17 protein-coding genes are annotated in these 19,050 nt (G+C 64.9%); 1 reads left to right on the forward strand and 16 read right to left on the reverse strand.

What is annotated here, in order from left to right:
- Window positions 1-139: 139 nt before the first annotated feature.
- From U4Y88_RS14755 to ppsA, 3 genes are all read right to left on the reverse strand, one after another.
- Entirely contained in the window at window positions 140-1,096 is a 957-nt protein-coding gene (locus tag U4Y88_RS14755; RefSeq protein WP_224007706.1) for an SPFH domain-containing protein, read from the reverse strand.
- Window positions 1,097-1,136: 40 nt separating this feature from the next.
- Window positions 1,137-1,592, reverse strand: a complete 456-nt coding sequence (locus U4Y88_RS14760; RefSeq protein ID WP_224007704.1) for an NfeD family protein — start codon at window positions 1,590-1,592, stop codon at window positions 1,137-1,139.
- 161 nt (window positions 1,593-1,753) lie between these two features.
- Entirely contained in the window at window positions 1,754-4,153 is a 2,400-nt protein-coding gene (gene ppsA / locus U4Y88_RS14765) for a phosphoenolpyruvate synthase (RefSeq protein ID WP_224007701.1), read from the reverse strand.
- Between the two features lie 403 nt (window positions 4,154-4,556).
- On the opposite strand from ppsA, the gene U4Y88_RS14770 reads away from it, so the two are divergent.
- Window positions 4,557-5,372, forward strand: coding sequence for a pyruvate, water dikinase regulatory protein (locus tag U4Y88_RS14770; protein WP_224007699.1), 816 nt, complete (start codon window positions 4,557-4,559; stop codon window positions 5,370-5,372).
- Window positions 5,373-5,505: 133 nt separating this feature from the next.
- On the opposite strand, the gene U4Y88_RS14775 is transcribed toward U4Y88_RS14770, so the two are convergent.
- The 13 genes from U4Y88_RS14775 to frr all read right to left on the reverse strand — a co-directional run bounded on the left by U4Y88_RS14775 (window position 5,506) and on the right by frr (window position 19,034).
- On the reverse strand, window positions 5,506-6,291 hold the full coding sequence (locus U4Y88_RS14775; protein ID WP_321784774.1) for an RNA methyltransferase: 786 nt from the start codon (window positions 6,289-6,291) through the stop codon (window positions 5,506-5,508).
- Window positions 6,292-6,385: 94 nt separating this feature from the next.
- The gene (gene rnhB, locus U4Y88_RS14780; protein ID WP_321784775.1) at window positions 6,386-7,171 is read right to left on the reverse strand and encodes a ribonuclease HII; all 786 of its coding nucleotides are present in this window, start codon (window positions 7,169-7,171) and stop codon (window positions 6,386-6,388) included.
- Window positions 7,168-8,337, reverse strand: coding sequence for a lipid-A-disaccharide synthase (lpxB, locus tag U4Y88_RS14785; RefSeq protein WP_224007690.1), 1,170 nt, complete (start codon window positions 8,335-8,337; stop codon window positions 7,168-7,170). The genes rnhB and lpxB overlap by 4 nt, the downstream gene beginning before the upstream one ends.
- Before the next feature lie 3 nt (window positions 8,338-8,340).
- A complete protein-coding gene (lpxA, locus tag U4Y88_RS14790) occupies window positions 8,341-9,129 on the reverse strand; it encodes an acyl-ACP--UDP-N-acetylglucosamine O-acyltransferase (RefSeq protein ID WP_224007688.1) in 789 nt (262 codons plus the stop codon).
- Between the two features lie 73 nt (window positions 9,130-9,202).
- Window positions 9,203-9,667 carry a 3-hydroxyacyl-ACP dehydratase FabZ gene (gene fabZ / locus U4Y88_RS14795; RefSeq protein WP_224007685.1) on the reverse strand — a complete coding sequence of 155 codons (465 nt, stop codon included), beginning with the start codon at window positions 9,665-9,667 and terminating at the stop codon, window positions 9,203-9,205.
- Between the two features lie 306 nt (window positions 9,668-9,973).
- Complete coding sequence (gene lpxD, locus U4Y88_RS14800) at window positions 9,974-11,044, reverse strand: UDP-3-O-(3-hydroxymyristoyl)glucosamine N-acyltransferase (RefSeq protein ID WP_310634491.1); 1,071 nt, start codon at window positions 11,042-11,044, stop codon at window positions 9,974-9,976.
- 18 nt (window positions 11,045-11,062) lie between these two features.
- A complete protein-coding gene (locus U4Y88_RS14805) occupies window positions 11,063-11,608 on the reverse strand; it encodes an OmpH family outer membrane protein (RefSeq protein ID WP_074984514.1) in 546 nt (181 codons plus the stop codon).
- Window positions 11,609-11,652: 44 nt separating this feature from the next.
- Window positions 11,653-13,959, reverse strand: a complete 2,307-nt coding sequence (gene bamA, locus U4Y88_RS14810) for an outer membrane protein assembly factor BamA (protein ID WP_224007679.1) — start codon at window positions 13,957-13,959, stop codon at window positions 11,653-11,655.
- 67 nt (window positions 13,960-14,026) lie between these two features.
- The gene (gene rseP / locus U4Y88_RS14815; protein ID WP_321784776.1) at window positions 14,027-15,505 is read right to left on the reverse strand and encodes an RIP metalloprotease RseP; all 1,479 of its coding nucleotides are present in this window, start codon (window positions 15,503-15,505) and stop codon (window positions 14,027-14,029) included.
- A gap of 112 nt (window positions 15,506-15,617) precedes the next feature.
- Window positions 15,618-16,799 (reverse strand): 1-deoxy-D-xylulose-5-phosphate reductoisomerase, encoded by a 1,182-nt coding sequence (locus U4Y88_RS14820; protein WP_224007672.1) that lies wholly within the window; start codon window positions 16,797-16,799, stop codon window positions 15,618-15,620.
- A 25-nt stretch (window positions 16,800-16,824) separates the two neighbouring features.
- Window positions 16,825-17,634, reverse strand: coding sequence for a phosphatidate cytidylyltransferase (locus tag U4Y88_RS14825; protein WP_224007669.1), 810 nt, complete (start codon window positions 17,632-17,634; stop codon window positions 16,825-16,827).
- Entirely contained in the window at window positions 17,628-18,410 is a 783-nt protein-coding gene (gene uppS / locus U4Y88_RS14830; RefSeq protein ID WP_224007666.1) for a polyprenyl diphosphate synthase, read from the reverse strand. The genes U4Y88_RS14825 and uppS overlap by 7 nt, the downstream gene beginning before the upstream one ends.
- A 63-nt stretch (window positions 18,411-18,473) precedes the next feature.
- Window positions 18,474-19,034, reverse strand: a complete 561-nt coding sequence (frr, locus tag U4Y88_RS14835; protein ID WP_224007647.1) for a ribosome recycling factor — start codon at window positions 19,032-19,034, stop codon at window positions 18,474-18,476.
- Window positions 19,035-19,050: the final 16 nt, after the last annotated feature.

The following is a 19,050-nucleotide window of genomic DNA, read 5'->3' on the forward strand; positions in this document are numbered from 1 at the left end:
AAAGGGCGGCCTCGAGCCGCCCTTTTTTCGTCGGATCTGGACCGGAACGACGCCGACCCGGCACCAAAAACGCGCGGATTTGCCGCAGCCGCGCGCGCCTGAATCGGCCTCAAACGTCCTTAAGCGTCCTTAAGCGCCCTTAAGCGCCCTTCGCCGCGTCCCGGCTCAGCTGCCCTTCCTTCATGCCCGTACGGTTCACGATGGTCAGCGCCGACGCGATCATCGAGCTCAGATCGCTCATATTGCCGGGCACGATCAGCGTGTTGCCCTGCTTGGCCAGATTGCCGAACGCGTTCACGTACTGCTCGGCCACCTTCAGGTTGACCGCGTCCATGCCGCCCTGCGCCTGGATCGAATTGCCGATCTTCTGGATCGCCTGTGCGTTCGCCTCGGCCACGGCCAGAATCGCCGCCGCCTGGCCTTGCGCCTGGTTGATGGCCGCCTGCCTCTCGCCTTCCGACTTCTGGATCGCCGCCTCGCGCGCGCCCGCCGCGAGGTTGATCTGCTCCTGCTTGCGCCCTTCCGACGCCGCGATCAGCGCACGCTTTTCGCGCTCGGCCGTGATCTGCGCCTGCATCGCATGGAGGATTTCCTTCGGCGGCGTGAGATCCTTGATCTCGTAGCGCAGCACCTTCACGCCCCAGTTCGATGCCGCTTCATCCAGCGACGACACCACGCTGTGATTGATGAAATCGCGCTCCTCGAAGGTCTTGTCGAGCTCCAGCTTGCCGATCACCGAGCGCAGCGTGGTTTGCGAAAGCTGCGTGATCGCGAACACAAAATTGCTGGAGCCGTACGACGCCTTCATCGGATCGGTGACCTGAAAGTACAGCACGCCGTCGACCTGAAGCTGGGTGTTGTCGCGCGTGATACAGATCTGGCTCGGCACGTCGAGCGGGATTTCCTTGAGCACGTGCTTGTAAGCCACGCGGTCGATAAAAGGCAGCACGATCGTGAGGCCCGGCGTGAGCGTCGCGTGGTAACGGCCCAGACGCTCCAGCACCCACGCGTGCTGCTGCGGCACGATTTTGACCGTCTTCGAGACCAGCACGATGACGATCACGAGCAAAATCAACCCGACGACAGGCACTTGCATACGCTTCCCCCTTGAGCTTCGATTGGCTTGTTACGAATGTTCACGCGTGACGCGCCGCGCCCGCTTCGCGATGCGCGCCCACGATCAGACAGTTGCCGCGCACGGCCTGGATTTCATAGAGATGGGCGTTGTCCGGCTCGCCGGGTGCGAGCTCCACGTCCCATTCGGCGCCGCGATACATCGTGCGCGCACGGCCCTCGTGCCACGCGGCGACGGTCAATGTCGAGCCGATGTCGAGATTCACGCCAGGATCGGTCGACGCGTCGACCATGCGACGGCGACGTCCAAAGCGCGAGCGGCGCAGCACGATCACGGCGATCAGCGCGACGAGCGCCGCGCACATCAGTTGCAAGTCGAGCGGCGCACCCAGCCCATAGGCTGCCACGCCCGCCAGAAAGCCCAGCGCGATCATCAGCAGATAGAAGGTGCCGGTCATCAGCTCGGCCACGATCAGCACGCCCGCGCCGATCCACCAGAACACACCATGCGGACCCACTTCGACCTCCCAAAGCAAAACACCCCGGATAGACCGGGGTGTTATAGCACGAAGCTGACACTTTTTTCCGCAGCATGCGAAAGTGAAGCGTAAGGAACCTCGACCGCCTCAACCTTCACACACTGCGCGCCACATACGAGATGCATGGGGCGCGTGCTTCTTTACTTGCCTTGCGACTTTGCCAGCGCCTGCCACGTCTCGACGACCGTGTCCGGGTTCAGCGAGATCGAAGCGATGCCTTCGTCGGCGAGCCACTGAGCGAAGTCCGGATGATCGGACGGGCCCTGGCCGCAGATGCCGACGTACTTGTCCAGGCGGCGGCAGGTTTCGATCGCGCGCTTGAGCAGGTACTTGACGGCCGGATCGCGTTCGTCGAAGTCGGCGGCCAGCAGTTCCATGCCCGAGTCGCGGTCGAGGCCGAGCGTGAGCTGCGTGAGGTCGTTCGAGCCGATCGAGAAGCCGTCGAAGTACTGCAGGAACTCTTCGGCGAGGATCGCGTTCGACGGCACTTCGCACATCATGATGAGGCGCAGGCCGTTTTCGCCGCGCTTCAGGCCGTACTTCGCGAGCAGGCCGACCACGCGCTCCGCCTGCTTCAGCGTACGCACGAACGGCACCATGATCTCGACGTTCGCGAGGCCCATTTCTTCACGCACGCGCTTGAGCGCCAGGCACTCCATTTCGAACGCCTGCGCGAAGTCGTCGGCGATGTAACGCGACGCGCCGCGGAAACCCAGCATCGGGTTTTCTTCATCCGGCTCGTAGCGCGAGCCGCCGATCAGCTTCTTGTACTCGTTCGACTTGAAGTCGGACATACGCACGATGACGGGCTTCGGATAGAACGCCGCCGCGATCGTGGCGATGCCTTCCGTGAGCTTGTCGACGTAGAACGCGCGCGGCGATGCATGGCCGCGTGCCACGCTTTCCACGGCCTTCTTCAGGTCGGCGTCGACGTTCGGGTACTCGAGAATCGCCTTCGGGTGAACGCCGATGTTGTTGTTGATGATGAACTCGAGACGCGCGAGGCCCACACCTGCGTTCGGCAGCTGCGAGAAGTCGAACGCGAGTTGCGGGTTGCCGACGTTCATCATGATCTTGACCGGAATGGCCGGCAGCTCGCCACGCTGGACTTCGCTGACTTCCGTTTCCAGCAGACCGTCGTAGATGCGGCCTTCGTCGCCTTCCGCGCACGACACCGTCACCAGCGCGCCGTCCTTCAGCAGGTCGGTTGCGTCGCCGCAGCCCACGACTGCCGGCACGCCCAGCTCACGCGCGATGATCGCCGCGTGGCAGGTACGGCCGCCACGATTCGTGACGATTGCCGCTGCGCGCTTCATCACCGGCTCCCAGTTCGGGTCGGTCATGTCGGCGACCAGCACGTCGCCCGGCTGCACGCGTTCCATTTCGGACGGATCGTGAATCACCTTCACGCGGCCCGCGCCGATCTTCTGACCGATTGCGCGGCCCGTTGCGAGAACCTGCGACTGGCCCTTGAGCTTGAAGCGCTGCTCGGCCTTGCCGGCGGCCTGGCTCTTCACGGTTTCCGGGCGTGCCTGGAGAATGAAGATCTTGCCGTCGAGACCGTCCTTGCCCCACTCGATGTCCATCGGACGCTGGTAGTGCTTCTCGATGATGACCGCGTACTTGGCCAGCTCGATCACGTCTTCGTCGGTGATCGAGAAACGGTTGCGCTGTTCGTGCGAGACGTCGACCGTCTTCACGCGGCCCGGCTCGCCCGGCTGCGTGAATTCCATCTTGATGAGCTTCGAGCCGATCGAGCGGCGGATGATCGGGGCCTTGCCCTGTTCGAGCGTGGTCTTGAAGACGTAGAACTCGTCCGGGTTCACGGCGCCCTGCACAACGGTCTCACCGAGGCCATAGCTCGACGTGATGAACACCGCTTCCTTGAAGCCCGATTCCGTGTCCAGCGTGAACATCACGCCAGCGGAGCCGCGGTCCGAACGGACCATGCGCTGCACGCCCGCCGACAGCGCGACTTCAGCGTGGGTGAAGCCCTTGTGGACGCGATACGAGATAGCGCGGTCGTTGTAGAGCGACGCGAACACGTGCTTGAGACGGTCGAGCACGTCGTCGATGCCGACCACGTTCAGGTAGCTTTCCTGCTGACCGGCGAACGAAGCGTCGGGCAGATCTTCCGCCGTTGCCGACGAACGCACGGCGAACGAGAGTTCCGACGGCGAGCTCGCCTTCAGCGTTTCGAAGCCAGTGCGAATGTCGGCTTCCAGCTGCGGCTGCAGCGGCGCGTCGACGATCCATTGACGGATTTCCTTACCCGCTTCGGCCAGCGCCTTGACGTCGTCGACGTCGAGCGTTTCCAGACGGGCGGCGATCCGCTCGGTCAGGTTGTTGTGCTTCAGGAAGTCGCGGAAAGCGAGCGCGGTCGTCGCGAAACCCGTGGGTACGCGCACGCCAGCCTCAGCCAACTGGCTGATCATTTCGCCGAGCGAGGCGTTCTTGCCGCCCACGATCTCGACATCGGTCATCCGCAACTGCTCGAAAGGCACTACATACGCCTGATCCTTGGCAACGGTGTTAGTCATACAAGCCCCTAAGTGTGAAAAAAATTCACGGCTGCGCAAGTGGGCTCGAACGCGGTCCGCTCATAGGAAGCGGATTCGCGTCTTGCGCAACCTGTTGGAGAAGCAATCGCCGATGGCGCGACCGCTCACAAACAACGGGAGGAAAAGCAGGAAGATGCGCGCGATTGCAAGGAGTTATGCAAATTCGCTGCAAGTTGACGCCAGTTTCAGCCACGATGGGCTGCCGTTTGGCGTGGTTGCACTGCAATTGCTTATCCAACAGGTTGCCGCTATTCTACCGTGCCGACTACAGAAAATGTGTCAGTCGGCGAGAATCGCGCCGCGGCCCCGCCCGCAGGCGCCGTCCGGGCGCCCAAGCCCGTCCTGTGAGCCGCACAGCAGTTCACGTACCCAGCCTCATCCGATGCCGCCAACCGTATTCATCGTCTCCGACGGTACCGGGATCACCGCCGAGACCTTCGCGCATTCGATCCTGTCGCAGTTCGACCAGAAATTCCGCCTCGTGCGTGTTCCGTTCATCGATTCGACGGAAAAAGCCTATTCGACCGCAGAAAAAATCAACGAAGCCGCCATTCAGGAAGGCCGCCGCCCGATCGTCTTCACGACGCTCGTGGACAGCAATTCGAACGAGATTGTTAAACGCGCGAATGCGCTCGTGCTCGACATGTTCCAGACCTTCGTGGAACCGCTCGAACAGGAGCTGGAGCTCAAGTCGAGCCACGCAATGGGCCGCGGCCACCAGAACGCCGACACCGACGAGTACAAGAACCGCATCGAGGCGATCAACTTCTCGCTCGCGCACGACGACGGCCAGTCCGACCGCAATCTCGCCGACGCCGATGTGATCCTCGTCGGCGTGTCGCGCAGCGGCAAGACGCCGACGAGCCTCTATCTGGCGATGCAGTACGGCGTGAAGGCCGCGAACTATCCGCTGATTCCCGACGACTTCGAGCGCGGCAAGATGCCGAATTCGCTGCTGCCGCATCGCGGCAAGATTTTCGGCCTGTCGATCGATCCGCAGCGCCTCACGGAAATCCGCAACGAGCGCCGTCCTGGCAGCAAGTACGCGGCGCTGGAGAATTGCCGCTACGAGGTGAACGAGGCCGAGGCAATGATGCGCCGCGAAGGCATCAAGTGGCTCTCGTCCACGCACAAGTCGATCGAGGAAATCGCCACGACGATCCTGCAGGAAATCCGCATCGACAAGCCGGCTTACTGAGCTTTGGCGCGCGGGCAATCCCGCAGCGGATTGCAGCAAACGAAAAGGCCCGCATCGAGCGGGCCTTTTTCATGTCGCGACAACGATCCGCAAGATTCAGCGAAACAATCCGCGATAAAAATCAGCGATCAATTCAGCGCGCGCGGCGCTGCTGCCGGCATTGCTCGAACACGCACACGGCGGCGGCAGCCGCCACGTTCAGCGACTCCATGCCGCCCGGCTGCGGAATCGTCACGCGCAGCGTCGCCGCGTCGCGCCAGACCTGCGAGACGCCCGCGCCTTCGTTGCCGAACACCCACGCCACCTGCCCCGCGAGATCGGCTTCGTCGATCGCCTGTGCGCCGTGCGAATCCGTGATCACGACGGGCACGCCGAGCAGATCGACGAGCGTCTCCGGTTCGACGTTCTCGAACACCTGCAACAGGAAATGCGCGCCCATCGCCGAGCGCAGCACCTTCGACGACCACGCGTAGGCCGTACCCGGCGTGCAGAACACCTTGTCGATGCCCGCCGCCGCCGCGCTGCGCAGGATCGAGCCGACGTTGCCCGCGTCCTGAAGGCCGTCGAGCACGAGACAGGTCGATTCGACGCGGTGCGGCAGCGTCGCTTCGGGCATATCGACGAGCAGCAACATGCCCGCGCCGTGCACGACGTTGGACAACTGGCCGAACAGCGCGTCGGGCAGCGTGATCACGCGGCGTTCGTCCACGCGCGCGACGATGTCCTGCGCCTCCGCGTGCGCGAGCGCGCCTTCGGTCACGACGCAGTATTCGGGCTGCGAGCCGCCGTCGAGCCACGCGCTCGCCAGATGGAAGCCTTCGAGCAGCGCCTGATGCGCGCGGCGCTGCTGATGGGTCGAGCCGGCCAGCGCCTTGAGGCGCTTGTAGAGCGGATTGTCGCGCGAGGTAATGGCTTTCACGGGCGGGCCTGACGATCAGTAATGCGATGAATGAAAAGGAAAACGGCGCCGCACGAGGCGACGCCGATGGGGCTGCGCGGCGGCATCGGCGCGGCTAGAGCGGCGCGAACGCGTCGCCTTCGGCAGCGGGCGCAGCCTGATTCGCGCTCGCGGTCAGGACCACGCCGTGCAGCGCAAACGCCTCGCGCACCGGCGCGAACGAACGCCGATGATGCTCGCACGGTCCATGCTCGCGCAGCGCGGCCAGATGCTGCGCCGTGCCGTAGCCCGCGTGCGCGTCGAAGCCGTACGCCGGGAAGGTTTCGTGCATCTGCGTCAGCATGCGGTCGCGCGTGACCTTGGCGATGATCGAGGCCGCCGAAATGGCCGGCACCAGCGCATCGCCGCCGATCACGGCTTCGCTGCGCACCGGCAGCACCGGACAGCGATTACCGTCGATCTTGGCCAGCGTGGGCGTGATGCTCAGGCCCTCGACCGCGCGGCGCATGGCCAGCATGGTCGCGTGCAGGATGTTGAGCGTGTCGATTTCCTCGACGCTCGCCTCGGCCACGCACCAGGCGAGCGAATGCTCGACGATCAGATCGTAGAGCGCATCGCGCGCCTTGGCCGTGAGCGCCTTCGAGTCGTCGAGTCCGGCGATCGGACGCGCCGGATCGAGAATCACGGCGGCCGCGACCACGGGACCGGCGAGCGGGCCGCGCCCGGCTTCGTCGACGCCGCAAATCACGTCGTCGGGCGATTCGAACAGCAGACCGGCCTGCTCCGCGCGCTGCAGGCGCACGGCGCGCTTTTGCGCGGCCTGCGAAGGCGCCTTCGCTCGCGTTGCCGCGCCCGCCGCACCCTTCGGCACGGCTTTCGCGCGGGTCGTCCGTTCCGTCATGCCTTGCTCCTGCGGCCTTCGGCGATACGCGCGACCACTTCCGCCGCGCGCTCCGCCGTGTTCTGGCGCAGCGCGTGATGCATCTGCGTGAACACCTCCGTCAGCGTGCGCCGGTTCGCCTCGTCGTGCAACTGCGTGAGCGTGGCTTCGGCGAGCGCCTCGGGCGTCGCGAAATGCTGAAGAATCTCGGGCACGACGAAGCGCCCCGCGAGAATGTTCGGCAGACCGACATATGGCAGATAGCCCTGGCGGCGCATGATCTGGCCCGTGAGCCAGGGCACCTTGTACGAGATGACCATCGGCTTCTTGAGCAGCGCGGCCTCCAGCGTGACCGTGCCGCTTTTCACGAGGATCGCGTCGGCGGCCGTCATCGCGACTTGCGACTGACCGTCGATGATCGTGAGCGCGAGACCCTGATGCGAATTCGCGAGTTCCTGCAACTGCGCGTGGATCGCCGGCGTGGCCGCCGGCATCACGAAACGCAGGCCCGGCTCGCGCTGCTGCATGATCTGCATCGCGTCGAAGAAGGTCGGGCCGATCAGGTTGATCTCCGAGCGCCGGCTGCCCGGCAGCACGGCGATCACCGGGCCGCTTTCGGGCAGGCCCAGCGCGCGGCGCGCGGCCGGCACGTCGGGTTCGAGCGGAATCTCGTCGGCGAGCGGGTGCCCCACGTAGGACGCGGCCACACCGGCCTTTTCGAGAATCGCCGTTTCGAACGGGAACACGCAGAGCATGTGATCCACCGACTTCTGGATCTTCTTGATGCGCCCGCCCCGCCACGCCCAGATCGACGGGCAGACGAAGTGCACCGTCGGAATGCCGGCGTCGCGCAGCGGGTGTTCGAGACCAAAGTTGAAATCCGGCGCGTCGACGCCGATGAAGACGTCGGGCGGATCCGCGAGCAGCTGATGCTTGAGCTCGTTGCGGATGCGCAGGATTTCGGGAATGTGCTTGAGCGCCTCGACGTAGCCGCGCACGGTGAGCTTGTCCATCGGCCAGTGCGCGTCGAAACCGACGGCCTGCATGCGCGGGCCGCCGATTCCGTAGTACTGCGTGCTATCCGGCAGCTTGCTGACGAGCCCCTTGAGCAGCGACGCCGCGAGCAGGTCGCCGGACGGTTCCCCGGCGACCATCGCGAGACGTAGCGGACGGTTTTGCAGCGCCATCGTTTAGCGGATGATGCCGCGCTGCGACAGCTCGACGAAATCGAGCAGCGCCTTCACGTGCTGGTCGCCGTCGCCGCCCGCCTGGGCGAGTTCGGCGAGCTGCACCTTCGCCTCTTCGAGCGACAGGCTGTTCTTGTAGAGCGTGCGGTACGCCGAGCGCAGCGCCGAGATGGCGTCGGGCGAGAAACCGCGGCGGCGCAAGCCTTCGACGTTGATGCCGTGCGGCACCGCCTTGTTACCTGCGGCGACCACGAACGGCGGCACGTCCTGCACGAGCGCCGAGGCGCCGCCGACCATCGAGTGCGCGCCGATGCGCACGAACTGGTGCACGCCGGTCATGCCGCCGACGATCGCGTAATCGTCGACGATCACGTGGCCCGCGAGCTGCGCGTTGCTCGACATGATGATGTTGTTGCCCAGACGGCAGTCGTGACCGACGTGCACGTAGGCCATGATCCAGCAGTCGTCGCCGATCGAGGTGATGCCGGTGTCTTGCACCGTCCCCGTATGCAGCGTCGTGAACTCGCGAATGGTGTTGCGGTTGCCGATCACGAGCTTCGTGGGTTCGCCCTTGTACTTCATGTCCTGCGGGCGGCCGCCGACCGACGCGTAATGGCCGATGCTGTTGTCTTCGCCGATCGTGGTGTGGCCTTCGATCACGCTGTGCGAGCCGATCTTGGTGCGCGCACCGATGGTGACGTTCGCGCCAACGATCGCATACGGGCCGATCTCGACCGTTTCATCGACCTGTGCGCCCGGCTCGACGATCGCAGTGGGATGGATCCTGCTCATTCGTCCTCGCTCTCCGAATTCTGTTAGCGTGCCCGCGCGCCACCCGGCGCGCGACGGCATTGCGCGGCGCGTCTTATTGCGCTGCGTCCATTTTCTTGACGGTGCACATCAGTTCCGCTTCGCAGGCGACCACGCCTTCGACTTCGGCGACGGCCTTGAACTTCCAGATGCCGCGCATGTAGCGCTCGAACGTCACGTTCAGGATCAGCTGGTCGCCCGGCTCGACCACGCGCTTGAAGCGCGCGCCGTCGATGCCGACGAAGTAATACAGCGTGTTCTCGAAGTCCTGCTCCTCTTCCGAGAACGTCAGCAGCGCGGCGGTCTGGGCCAGCGCTTCGAGAATCATCACGCCGGGCATGACCGGACGCTGCGGGAAATGGCCCGTGAAGAAGGGCTCGTTGATCGTCACATTCTTCAACGCCTTGATGCTCTTGTGCGGCTCGAGCTCGATGACCCGGTCCACCATCAGGAACGGATAGCGGTGCGGCAGCAGCGTGAGGATCTTGTGGATGTCGAAGTTGAGTTTTTCGATGTTCATGGTGGTTCTGCTCACGCAGGAATTGCGCGTGTGACTATCGGATGCGATGCCTGAAGTGCCTGACGTACCTCGTCGGCCCGCGCTGAGGCGCAGTATGCGCCACGCGCTGCCCTTCGTGCATGCGGATTGCCCCGGGGCCGACGGCCCGAGGCCCGGAACGCAAAGCGGCACGCAAAAAACGGCGCCCGCGCGTGGCGCCGGCTTTTGCGTGCCGGCCAGGCCGCGCGCCGTATGACTCGCAACGACGCGCTGCCCGGTGCCCCGAAACTGCTGTTGATTCTTATGGGTTCTCTTGCCTGTGCCAGCTCAGGCGTCGCCTTGCGGCTTCTGGGCGGCTTCGAGCGCGCGGATGCGGTCGCGCAGCTTGTCGATGTTGCGAAGCAGCGCGGCGCTCTTGTTCCAGTCGGCGTGATCGACCGCCGGGAACGCGCTCGTGTAGATGCCGGCCTTGGGCAGCGACTTCGAGACGCCCGACTTCGCCGTGACGATCACGTAATCGCCGAGCGTGACGTGCCCCGCGATGCCGACCGCGCCGCCGATCATGCAGTGCTTGCCGATCGTCGTGCTGCCGGCGATGCCCGCGCAGCCCGCGATAACGGTGTAAGCCCCGACGCGGCAGTTGTGGCCGATCTGCACGAGGTTATCGATCTTCACGCACTCTTCGATGATCGTGTCGGCCATTGCGCCGCGGTCGATCGTCGTGTTCGCGCCAATTTCGACATCCGGCCCGATCGAGACGCCGCCGACTTGCGGAATCTTGACCCAGCTGCCCGTGCGCGCCTCGCCCTCGCCCGTGAAATCGGGCGCGAAACCGAAGCCGTCCGAGCCGATCACGGCGCCCGCGTGCACGATCGCGCGCGCACCGAACTTGCAGCCGTGATAGACCGTGACGCCCGGGTAGAAGTGCGCGCCCTCGCCCACCTGGGTGCCGCGGCCGATGAACACGTTCGCGTCCAGACGCACGTTCTCGCCAATCACGGCGCCCGCTTCCACGGTGACGTTCGGGCCGATCACCGCGCTCGCGGCGACCTTGGCCGACGCGTCGACGTGCGCGCTCGGGTGCACGCCCGGCTGCGTTTTCGGCGTAGCGAGGTCGATGAACGCCTGCGCGACGCGCGCGAAGTAAGCATACGGATTGGGTGTGACGATGAAGTTGCGGCCCTCGCGCGAAGCGAGCTTTGCCAGATCGTTCGGGCTGATCAGGACCGCGCCGGCGCGGGTGGCGTCCACCTGCGACAGGTACTTCGGATTGGCGAGGAACGCCAGCTGCTGCGGACCGGCCTGGTCGAGCGGCGCGAGCGAGCCGACGCGTTGCGCCGGATTCCCGACCACTTCGCCGCCGAACCGCCCGGCGATTTCCTCAAGCGTAAATGCCATACGCGTGCTGCTCCTGCCTTAGTTGCTGTTGCTGCCGGTGCTGTTGGCTGCGAGCGCCTTCAGCACCTGGTCGGTGATGTCGATGCGCGGGCTCACGTACACCGCTTCCTGCACGATCAGGTCGTAATGCTGCTGTTCGGCGATCTGCTTGATGACCTTGTTCGCGCGGTCGAGCACCGCGGCCAGTTCCTCGTTGCGGCGCTGGTTCAGGTCCTCGCGGAACTCGCGCTGCTTGCGCTGGAAGTCGCTGTCGAGCTGCGACAGATCGCGCTGCTTCTGCGCGCGGTCGGTCGCCGACATCGACGGACCGTTCTTGTCGATCGAGTCCGACATCGTCTTCAGACGCTGCGCCATGTCCTGCAAGTCCTTGTCGCGCTTCGCGAACTCGGCTTCGAGCTTGGTCTGCGCGGCCTTCGCGGGGGCGGATTCGCGCAGGATCCGGTCGGAGTTGACCGCGGCGATCTTGGCTTCCTGCGCATGGGCCGCGCCCGTGCCGAGAGCAAGCATCGCCAGCGACAGCGTCATGGCCCCGATGGTCCGTCTGGAAAACAATCCCGTTAGCAAAGTTATCCTCTCGTTTCTGAAATAGCCTGTGGCGGCGCGTCTCGTCAGAATGCCGTCCCGATCTGGAACTGGAACTTCTGGTACTGGTCGCCTTCGTGTTTCGTGACCGGGAAGCCCAGGCTGAGCTTGAGCGGGCCGATCGGCGAAATCCACGCGAGACCCACGCCATATGCATAGCGCAGACCATTCGAACCGATGCTCGAACCCTCGTCGCCCCAGACGTTACCACCATCGATGAAGGTGAAGACGCGCAGCGTGCGGTCGTAGCCCGTGCCCGGCAGCGGGAACGTGAGTTCGATGTTGCCGACCACCATCTTCGAGCCGCCGATCGGGTCGTTCGTGGTCTTGTCGCGCGGACCGAGCGAGCTCGGTTCGTAGCCACGCACCGAGCCGATACCGCCCGCGTAGTAGTTCTTGAAGATCGGGTACGGCTTGCCGCCGAGACCGTTGCCGTAGCCGGCCTGGAAGTTCATGCCCAGCACGAAGCCGCGCGCGAACGAGTAATAGTACTGCGCCTGGACGTCGGCCTTGTAGTACTGCGTGGCGCCCGCGGGCGTGCCGTATTCGGCGTTCGCCTGCGTGAAGTAACCGCGGCTCGGCACGAGCGCGCTGTCACGCGCATCGCGCGACCAGCCCATCGTGAGCGGCACGTTGTTCGACACGCGGCCGAACTGGTTCACGTAGTCGATGTAGCTCTGCGGCGTGTACGAGTCGACGTCGAGGCGGTCCTGCTCGAAGCCCACGCCGAAGAAGACCGTATCGACTTCCGAGAACGGAATGCCGAACTTCAGGTCGCCGCCGGCCGTGATGATGCGGAAGCTCGAATCGGTCGAGTAGTACAGCGGCTGATACGTGCGGTAGTAGACGTCGGTGATGCGCTTGATGCCGTCCACCGTGAAGTACGGGTCGACCTGCGTGACCGCGAGCGTACGGTACGTCTTCGCGGTGTTCACGTTCACCGACAGCGAGGTGCCCGAACCGAACACGTTGTCCTGCGACACGCCGGCCGACAGCACCACCTTGTCCGTGGACGAGAAGCCCGCGCCCAGCGTGATCGCGCCGGTCGGCTTTTCGGCCACCTTGACGTCGACGTCCACCTGGTCGGCCGTGCCTTCCACCGGCACCGTCGTCACGTCGACGTCGGTGAAGTAGCCCAGACGGTTGATGCGGTCCTTCGAGAGCGCGAGGCGGCTCGAATCGAACCACGAGCTTTCGAGCTGGCGCATTTCGCGACGCACGACTTCGTCGCGCGTGCGGGTGTTGCCCACCACGTTGATGCGGCGCACGTAGACGCGGCGGCTCGGATCGACCTGCAGCGTGAGTTCGACCGTGTGATGCGCCTGGTCGATCTGCGGCAGCGCGTTGACGGTCGCGAATGCGTAACCGTATTCACCGAGCTTGTCGACGATCGTCTTGGTCGTGGCCTGCAGCTTCTCAGCCGAGAACGTATCGCCCGGTTTGATCTTGATCAGCTTGGTGAGCTCGGCTTCACGGTTCAGCAGATTGCCCGCGAGATGGATGCCCGAGATCTTGTACGGCTCGCCCTCATGCAGCCCGATCGTGAGGTACATGTCCTTCTTGTCGGGCGAGATCGACACCTGCGTGGAGTCGATGTTGAACTCGAGGTAGCCGTGGTTCAGGTAGTACGAGCGCACGTTCTCGAGGTCGCCCGTGAGCTTTTCCTTCGAGTACAGGTCGTTCTTCGTGTACCACGAGAACCAGTTCGGCGTGGACAGCTGCATTTCGCTCAGGAGCGTGCCGCTGCTGTATGCCTTGTTGCCGATAAAGTTGATCTGGCGGATCTTCGCGCTCGGACCTTCGACCACGGAGAACAGCAGACCGACGCGGTTGCGGTCGATCGGCGTGACGGTGGTGGTCACTTCGGCGGCGTAGAAACCGCGCGTGAGGTACTGGCGCTTGAGTTCCTGCTCGGCCTTGTCGACGAGTGCCTTGTCGTAGTAGCGGCCTTGCGAGAGACCGACTGCGCGCAGCGCCTTCGTGAGGTTGTCCTTGTCGAATTCCTTGATGCCGGCGAAGTCGATCGTGCCGATCGCGGGACGCTCCTGCACCTGAACGACCACGACGCCGCCTTCGGTGGCGATGCGCACGTCGTTGAAAAAGCCCGTCGCATACAATGCGCGGATGGCTTCGGAAGCCTTGTCGTCGTTGAAGGTATCGCCCTGCTTGATGGGCAGGTACGCGAACACCGTGCCCGGCTCGACGCGTTGCAGTCCTTCGATGCGGATGTCCTGTACCACGAAAGGCGTCGTCGCTGCGTGGACAACGAGACCATGTGCGGCGATCGCCGCAGCCGCAACCGTTTTTGGAACCAAGCGATGAGGTCTAAACAACGTGCTTCCCCAGTATGTATAGCTGCATCAGGTCAGGCGGCCCGCCCTCGGTCGCCGCCAGACACCTTTAGAAATGGATTAACCGAGCCAGATCGTTGAACAACGCGATCGCCGACAGCGCGACGATGCAGGCAAGTCCCGCTCGCTGCAGCACGAGCTGCCAGCGATCCGAGACGGCTTTGCCCGTTACGGCTTCAACCGCATAATATAACAGATGCCCCCCGTCCAAAACGGGAATTGGGAGCAGGTTGAGTACGCCCAGGCTAATACTGACAAGGGCGAGGAACGACAGGAATGCCGAAGGACCGAGCCGCGCGCTCTTGCCGGCATAGTCAGCAATCGTCACCGGCCCCGAAAGATTCTTCAGCGAAGCCTCGCCCGTGAGCATGCGGCCGAACATCCGCAGCGAGTACAGCGCGATGTCCCACGTGCGGTAAGCGCCCAGCCGCGCGCTCTCGATCGGGCCGTAACGCACCTCCACCGACGGCGCCTGCGCCGACAGCGCCGCCCCGATGCGGCCCACCTGGCTGCCCGTTTCCTCGTCGAGCTGCGCGTGCGGCGTCACGGTGACGGTGAGCGTTTGCGGCTTCGCCGCGGCATTCTTGCCTGCGCCGCTGCTGGCACCGCTGCTTACACCGCTGCTTGCATCACTACCTGCAACCGCATCGCCGACATTCGCGCCATCGTCCGCGCCGCCGCGCTCGATCAACAGATGCACCGGCTTGCCCGCGTGCGCCTTCACATACGCGATGAAACTGCTTGCGCTGTCAACGGGACGGCCGTCGATCGCGCGCAGGCGGTCGCCCTTTTCCAGCCCGGCCTGCTGCGCGGCGCTGCCCGGCTCGACGCCCGCGATGCGCAGCGTGCCGCCGCCCGCTTCGAGACCGAGCTTCGACATGAAGTCGTCGTCGAGATCCTGACCGGTGAGACGCGAGAGATCGAGCGGGAAATCGTAGGTGCCGGCGCCGTCACGCGCGGAGAGCACCACGCGCCCATGTTCGAGCGCCGTCGGCATGAGCTTCCAGCGCAGGTCGGCCCACGAACGCACCGGTTCGGTGTGGCTGCCGCTGGCATTGCTCACGGAGAGAATTGTTTCGCCACCCTGGAAGCCCGCCTGCGCGGCCGCGGATTGCGCGGGCGGCGCGGCCACGACGGCCACGGGTTCGGTCACGCCGCTCGCGTAGACCGCGCCGAACAGCACGATGGCAAGAATGAAGTTCGCGACCGGACCGGCCGCGACGATGGCGATGCGCTTGCTGACCGGCTGACGGTTGAACGCGTGCGGCAGATCGGCCGCGTCGATCGTCTCGGGCGACTCGCGCTCGTCGAGCATCTTCACGTAGCCGCCGAGCGGCAGCGCGGAGATGGTCCACTCGGTGCCGCTTTTCTTGCTGACCCATTGCACGAGCGGCCGGCCGAAGCCGATCGAGAATCGCAGAACCTTGACGCCGCACAAACGCGCGACGCTGTAGTGCCCATACTCGTGCACGACGACGAGCACGCCGATCGCGACGATAAAAGCCACCAGTTCGGTGAGCAGATTCATATGCGCCTCCTCTGCTGGAAGCAGCACGCAGGTGCTGGAGCGGCGTGCCGCGTGTGTCCCCGGACACGCCCCGGCTCGCCGCTGGGCCCGCTCGCGGGCCCGCCGTCGGACCTTAAGCCGGCACCGGCAGGCTGTCGATGATGGTGTGTGCCGCGCGGCGTGCGGCGGCGTCGGCTTCGAGCACGACTTCAAGGCTCGTGGCGGGACGATTCTGCAGTGCGTTGAGCACGGCGTCGACCGTCTGCGCGATGGCCATGAAGCCGATGCGGCGGTTGAGGAAGGCCTCGACCGCGATTTCGTTGGCCGCGTTGAGCGTGGCGCTCGCCACGCCGCCCTCGTTCAGCGCCTTCATGGCGAGCGCGAGGCACGGGAAACGCGTGTAGTCGGGATGCTCGAAGTTGAGCGTCGCGACCTGCACGAGATCGAGTTGCGCGACGCCCGAATCCACGCGGTCCGGGTAAGCCAGCGCATGCGCGATCGGCGTGCGCATGTCGGGGTTGCCCAGTTGCGCGAGCACCGAACCGTCCGCGTACGAGACCATCGAATGGATCACGCTCTGCGGATGGATCAGCACGTCGATGCGGTCGCCCGGCAGATCGAACAGGTAATGCGCCTCGATGACTTCGAGACCCTTGTTCATCATCGTGGCCGAGTCGACCGAAATCTTGCGGCCCATTGACCAGTTCGGGTGCTTGCAGGCCTGCTCCGGCGTGACGTCGACGAGCGTCGACGGTTCGCGCGTGCGGAACGGGCCACCCGAGGCGGTCAGAATGATCTTGGTCACGCCGCCGTGCATGGCCGCTTCGCGCGGCAGGCACTGGAACACGGCGTTGTGCTCGCTGTCGACGGGCAGCAGCACCGCGCCGTTGTCGCGCACCGCGTTCATGAAGATGTCGCCCGACATCACGAGCGCTTCCTTGTTCGCGAGCAGGATGCGCTTGCCGGTCTGCGCCGCCGCGAGCGTGGGCTCGAGGCCCGCCGCGCCGACGATGGCCGCGACCACCGTATCGCAGCCGTCGCTCTTCGCGACATCGATGAGGGCCTGCGGGCCGTGCGCCACGAGGGTCTTCGAACCGGCCGCGCGCAGCTTGCGCTCGACGTCCTGGGCCGTTGCGGCGTCGCCGACCACGGCCACTTCGGGCGCGAAACGCAGACATTGTTCGACGAGCTTGTCGCCGTTGCGGTGCGCCGTGAGCGCGTAAATCGAGAAGCGGTCAGGATGACGCGCGACGACGTCGAGCGTGCTGTCTCCGATCGAGCCCGTAGAACCGAGCAGGGTGAGTCGTTTTTGCATTTCCATTTCTCTAGCCGGATGCCTCTTAGCCAAGCAGCAGCATGGCAAGCGGCAGCACCGGCAACAGCGCATCGATGCGGTCGAGCACTCCGCCATGACCCGGCAGGAGGCCGCTCGAATCCTTCACGCCAGCCTGGCGCTTGAGCATCGATTCGAACAGATCGCCGACCACGCTGAACGCGACCAGCACGGTAAGCACGAAGAACGCGCGGCCCAGGCCAAGATGGCCGGCCAGCGCCGAATAAAGCGTGGGTTCGAACGCGTGCAGCGCGAGCGCGGCAGCGGCGACGATCATCACGGCCGCCCAGCCGCCGACGGCCCCTTCCCAGGTCTTGCCGGGGCTGATGGCGGGCGCGAGCTTATGCTTGCCGAATGCCTTACCGGCAAAGTATGCGCCGATATCGGCCAGCCAGACCACCAGCAGCAGCGACAGCACGAAGGCCACGCCCGAGGTGCGCGCGAGCACCAGCGCGTGCCAGCAGGCGCAGAAGATCACGAGCCCGGCGGCCAGCAGGAAGGCGCGCCAGGCGCCCGCGGCGAGCACCGGCTTGCGCACCAGCACATAGGGCCCGGCGACGATCCAGAAGATACCCGCGGCCTGGAACAGCGGCCGCGGCGACGCGAGATGCTCGCTCGCCAGCACGGCCAGCGCGGCGATCAGCGCATAGACGATCGAACCGACCTTGCCAGCCTTGAGCAGACGCGCCCATTCCCACGCGGCGAACGCCACCACGACATGGATCAGCAGGCCAAAGGCCGCCACCGGCGCGAACAGCGTGACCGGCAAAAGCACGGCCAGCAGGACGATCGCCGTGATGACACGGGTCTTTAGCATGAAAGAGAGTCGGCGTTCTGGGACTGAGTGTCGAGTTGCGCGCTGGTGCGGCCGAAGCGGCGCTCACGTTCGGTGTAGGACTCGATGGCGCGGTTGAGCGCGTCGCGATCGAAGTCGGGCCAGAACGTATCGGTGAAATAGAATTCTGCGTAAGCGAGCTGCCAGAGCAGGAAATTGCTCACGCGCTGCTCGCCGCCCGTACGGATGAACAGATCCGGCTCGGGCGCATAGCTCATGGCCAGGTACTGGCCGAGCGTGTCCTCGGTGACCGGCACCGGCTCGCCTGCCGCCACGGAGGCTTCGACCAGCTTGCGCGTGGCCTGCAGGATGTCCCAGCGGCCGCCGTAATTCGCGGCGATGGTCAGCGTCAGACGGGTATTGCGCGCCGTCTTGGTTTCGGCGCGGCGAATCAGGTCCTGGATGCGCTCGTTGAACATCGACAGGTCGCCGACCACGCGCAGGCGGATGCCGTTCGCGTGCAGACGCCCTACCTCGCGCTCGAGCGCCGAGATGAACAGGCGCATGAGGAACGAGACTTCGTCGGTTGGGCGCCGCCAGTTCTCGGAACTGAAGGCGAACAGCGTCAGGTATTCGACGCCGCGCTCGACGCAACCTTCGACGACCGCACGCACGGCGTCCACGCCGCGCGTGTGGCCCGCGACGCGCGGCAAGCGGCGTTGCGTCGCCCAACGGCCATTGCCGTCCATGATGATCGCGATGTGGCGCGGCACGGCCGCCACTTCGGGCACGCGAACGGTTGAGCTGGTATAGGTCATGGCCGTCGGACTATAACTGCGATAAGGAAAGAGAAACCCTGGCGGGATGAGAGCCTCGCGGCCTCAAACCGTCATGATCTCGGCTTCCTTGGTCTGGACGAGCTTGTCGATTTCCGAGACGAAGCGGTCCGTCAGCTTCTGGACGTCGTCGCTGCCACGGCGCTCGTCGTCTTCCGAGATTTCCTTGTCCTTCACGAGCTTCTTCAGTTGCTCGTTGGCGTCGCGGCGCAGGTTACGCACGGCGACCTTGGCCGTTTCGCCTTCGTTCTTGACGACCTTCGTGAGTTCCTTGCGGCGCTCTTCGGTCAGCGCGGGCATCGGCACGCGGATCAGATCGCCGTGCGTTGCCGGGTTCAGGCCGAGATCCGACTCGCGGATCGCCTTTTCGATGACCGGAACCATCTTCTTTTCCCACGCCTGGACGCCGATCGTGCGGGCGTCGACGAGCGTCAGGTTGGCCACCTGCGAAATGGGCACCGGCGAACCGTAGTAGTCGACCTGGATGTGATCGAGCAGGCCCGTGTGGGCGCGGCCCGTGCGGATCTTCGCGAGATCGCCCTTGAACGAGTCGATCGAGCGCTGCATTTTCTGCTCGGCGCCCTTCTTGATGTCAGCCACAGCCATTTTGATACCTCCGAAC

This window comes from Paraburkholderia sp. J94 (assembly GCF_905220285.1).
Taxonomy (GTDB): Bacteria; Pseudomonadota; Gammaproteobacteria; order Burkholderiales; family Burkholderiaceae; genus Paraburkholderia; species Paraburkholderia tropica_A.

Bases quoted from the DNA above. Each gene is read 5' to 3' on its own strand.
- U4Y88_RS14755 (WP_224007706.1), bottom strand. From the start codon at position 1,096: ATGCAAGTGCCTGTCGTCGGGTTGATTTTGCTCGTGATCGTCATCGTG.
- ppsA (WP_224007701.1), bottom strand. From the start codon at position 4,153: ATGACTAACACCGTTGCCAAGGATCAGGCGTATGTAGTGCCTTTCGAG.
- U4Y88_RS14770 (WP_224007699.1), top strand. From the start codon at position 4,557: ATGCCGCCAACCGTATTCATCGTCTCCGACGGTACCGGGATCACCGCC.
- rnhB (WP_321784775.1), bottom strand. From the start codon at position 7,171: ATGACGGAACGGACGACCCGCGCGAAAGCCGTGCCGAAGGGTGCGGCG.
- lpxB (WP_224007690.1), bottom strand. From the start codon at position 8,337: ATGGCGCTGCAAAACCGTCCGCTACGTCTCGCGATGGTCGCCGGGGAA.
- lpxA (WP_224007688.1), bottom strand. From the start codon at position 9,129: ATGAGCAGGATCCATCCCACTGCGATCGTCGAGCCGGGCGCACAGGTC.
- fabZ (WP_224007685.1), bottom strand. From the start codon at position 9,667: ATGAACATCGAAAAACTCAACTTCGACATCCACAAGATCCTCACGCTG.
- lpxD (WP_310634491.1), bottom strand. From the start codon at position 11,044: ATGGCATTTACGCTTGAGGAAATCGCCGGGCGGTTCGGCGGCGAAGTG.
- rseP (WP_321784776.1), bottom strand. From the start codon at position 15,505: ATGAATCTGCTCACCGAACTGGTGGCTTTTATCGTCGCGATCGGCGTG.
- U4Y88_RS14820 (WP_224007672.1), bottom strand. From the start codon at position 16,799: ATGCAAAAACGACTCACCCTGCTCGGTTCTACGGGCTCGATCGGAGAC.
- U4Y88_RS14825 (WP_224007669.1), bottom strand. From the start codon at position 17,634: ATGCTAAAGACCCGTGTCATCACGGCGATCGTCCTGCTGGCCGTGCTT.
- uppS (WP_224007666.1), bottom strand. From the start codon at position 18,410: ATGACCTATACCAGCTCAACCGTTCGCGTGCCCGAAGTGGCGGCCGTG.
- frr (WP_224007647.1), bottom strand. From the start codon at position 19,034: ATGGCTGTGGCTGACATCAAGAAGGGCGCCGAGCAGAAAATGCAGCGC.